The sequence below is a fragment of the Shewanella sp. 10N.286.45.A1 genome (assembly GCF_041470405.1).
Lineage (GTDB): Bacteria > Pseudomonadota > Gammaproteobacteria > Enterobacterales > Shewanellaceae > Shewanella.
The window spans coordinates 1-2,679 of the sequence record NZ_JBFRMK010000359.1; the positions used below are offsets into that span (position 1 = coordinate 1).

The 2,679-nt window shown below is 41.7% G+C and carries 3 protein-coding genes; 1 reads left to right on the plus strand and 2 read right to left on the minus strand.

Translation table 11 applies throughout. The annotated features are described in order from the left end of the window. Positions 1-53 precede the first annotated feature (53 nt). Positions 54-674 (minus strand): DUF2987 domain-containing protein, encoded by a 621-nt coding sequence (locus AB4238_RS21085; RefSeq protein ID WP_372035448.1) that lies wholly within the window; start codon positions 672-674, stop codon positions 54-56. Continuing rightward, positions 652-1,479, minus strand: a complete 828-nt coding sequence (locus tag AB4238_RS21090; RefSeq protein WP_372035450.1) for a glucosaminidase domain-containing protein — start codon at positions 1,477-1,479, stop codon at positions 652-654. The genes AB4238_RS21085 and AB4238_RS21090 overlap by 23 nt, the downstream gene beginning before the upstream one ends. A 156-nt stretch (positions 1,480-1,635) precedes the next feature. On the opposite strand from AB4238_RS21090, the gene yvcK reads away from it, so the two are divergent. Further along, positions 1,636-2,550: a uridine diphosphate-N-acetylglucosamine-binding protein YvcK gene (yvcK, locus tag AB4238_RS21095; protein ID WP_372035451.1), complete on the plus strand. Its 915-nt coding sequence runs from the start codon at positions 1,636-1,638 to the stop codon at positions 2,548-2,550. Positions 2,551-2,679: the final 129 nt, after the last annotated feature.

Sequence of the window (2,679 nt, forward strand, 5' to 3'; positions counted from 1 at the left end):
TAACTGACCGGCATTACCTCTATTAAGAGGGCTTTTTGTTACTGCAATCGTTACTAGTTAGCAGTCCAGGGACTAATAACCTTAGGCGCCTGAGTAAACTCAATAGACTTTAACTGTTCAATTACGTTCCTTTCTAGCCGATAAGTACCATTTACTGGTATCTGCTTTCCATCTAAAGTCATGACGACATCAGTACCGAACTCTAGGTTAAGGCCTGCGATGTCTGATGAGAAGTAACGCATAGGAAACCCCTGCATCTGGCTTAATAGAGCATCCATCTCTGTCTGTATTTGCAACAACTCTGATCTGTCGTAAGCCATTTTTGTTGTTTTGGCTCTAACCTGCATCGCGATAGCACAAGAACTGGCGTCGCCATCTACATTAAGGTTGATCAAAGCTCGATCGGATTTTAATTTTACATCGTAAGGCAAAAATATTCTTTGATCTTGGGTGATAGTCAGCGGGTACGACTCTTTTTCTGTGGTGATGGTGCCATCAATCACTTTACAGTCATTTGCTTTTGAAACAGAAAAAGCGACTTCGACGAGTTGATAATTGCCCTTGTTCACTTGTTTTAAGCGTTGGTAGAAACCTTGATACTCTAGTGAAATAGGTTCAGCGTGTACCGCAGAACAACTCAGGATAATAAGGCTAAGCAGCAGGTGTTTTTTCATTTTTTTCCACTAAATATGGTTGATTTTGACGTAACATTTCAAGTAACTCATCAATATAAGCTTCTTGTCTTTCTGAATAATTAACTAAGCCATAAACTAGCTTTTCCGCTGTCGGTACTTGGTTGTTAGCACGCATATCTGCTCGAATTGACCTAAACACAGAGTAAGCAGCGTTTGAGTTTAAGTTGCGCATATATGAAGCGACAGAATCTTCCACGGTTTTGAACACCGCGACTTCATGTGATAACCCTGTTGTACGTGATTGCGGCACCAATCCACAACCTTTTCTAAAGCACCATTGGCCGAAAAAATTAAGACCTTCCCTTGCAAAACGTGAACTGCCCCAACCTGTTTCATTGGCAGCTTGAATTAAAACCATCTGCTCAGGAACGACATCAACTCGAACCAATAATTTATCAATCGTGTTGCTATTAATACGTCTTGAAGTGTATTGATACTTTTCTGCTATTTGTTGTAAACGGAATTCGTCAGCATCGGTCAGATGTTTATCACTTTCTATCTGTGACTTTATACCGAGTAGAAACTCCCGCTCAGCCTCGATAACCGCATTCTGGTGCTTAACGGATGGGCGTAAAAAATCGAAGAATGCATTCTTTTTGGCCTTGATGTCCTTAATCTCGCTAAAATTAGGCACCTTGCTTTCTGCCGCTGAGTTTTTAATCGCTTTCCCTAATCTAGCATTTTCACTTTCTTGTGCAGGGATCAGCGTCAGCCTAACAAGTAAAAAACCACCTATAACAACGCCAAAAGCGATGGTAAACAAACCCACTTTACCTGTCTTCACTGCGCATCCTCTTAATATACAAAATATATTTTGCCAAAATGTCTAATTTTGTATTATATGACAGCTAGAATCAGATTTCATCGCGTAAAATTCTGTTTAAGTCGTTATAATGTCGATAAGAAATAAAATACCTGGGTATTCAGGAAGGAGACCCTTATGAAGAACAATGCACTTAATCAATATCAACATGTTGTCGCCATTGGTGGCGGACATGGTTTAGGTCGCGTTCTCTCAACATTGTCATTTTTAGGCCCGAAATTAACAGGGATTGTCGCTACCACGGATAACGGCGGTTCTACGGGAAGACTGCGCGCGGAAAAAGACTGCATCGCGTGGGGTGATCTACGTAACTGCCTAACTCAGCTATCTAAAAAGCCATCGGTTGGCTCACTGATGTTTGAATACCGCTTTAATGGCGACAGCGAGCTCAATGGCCATAATCTAGGTAATTTAATGCTAACTGCATTAGATGAGCTTTGCGTTAGACCTCTTGAAGCAATCAATTTAGTCCGCCAGTTTTTAAATATTGAAACTCGTTTAATCCCGATGTCAGAGGAGCCGACTCATCTTGTCGCCATGGAAGCGTGTGGACGCAGTGTCTTTGGCGAGATTAATGTCGATAAAATGCAAGATACCCCGATTGCTCTATCGCTTGACCCTTTAGTTCAAGCAACCTGCGAAGCTTGTGAAGCAATAAGGGAAGCTGACATTATCATTCTCGGGCCAGGTAGTTTTTTAACCAGTATTATGCCGCCTTTGCTACTGCCTAAAATAGCCAAGGCTCTGGCTGAGTCAAATGCTGAAGTGATATTAATCGATAATCTAACTGAAGAGCCTTCTCCGATAGCTAATTGTGGTTTAGCGCAAAAACTTGACTGGTGTCATCAAGTATTGGGCTTAAAGATAATCGATAAAGTATTGCGCCATGCGGATACACCATCACAAGACGGTTATATCAACTACTACCCGTTAAGAAGTAGCCACCACCGTGGTTTACATGACAAAAGAGCCTTAGCTACCGCGCTGGCTGAAATGATCCCTGACAAACTGACACAGCTAGAAGACGCATAAAAAAAAGGACCCTTAGGGTAATGCCGTTCACTTAACGTGAACGGCTTTCTTTTTTATGGGATATCGGTCCTTTGAACACTTCAACACTCTAGGGTAACTACGCTCCCTTTTCCCCTCTAAAATAAACTG

Bases quoted from the DNA above. Each gene is read 5' to 3' on its own strand.
- yvcK (WP_372035451.1), top strand. From the start codon at position 1,636: ATGAAGAACAATGCACTTAATCAATATCAACATGTTGTCGCCATTGGT.
- AB4238_RS21085 (WP_372035448.1), bottom strand. From the start codon at position 674: ATGAAAAAACACCTGCTGCTTAGCCTTATTATCCTGAGTTGTTCTGCG.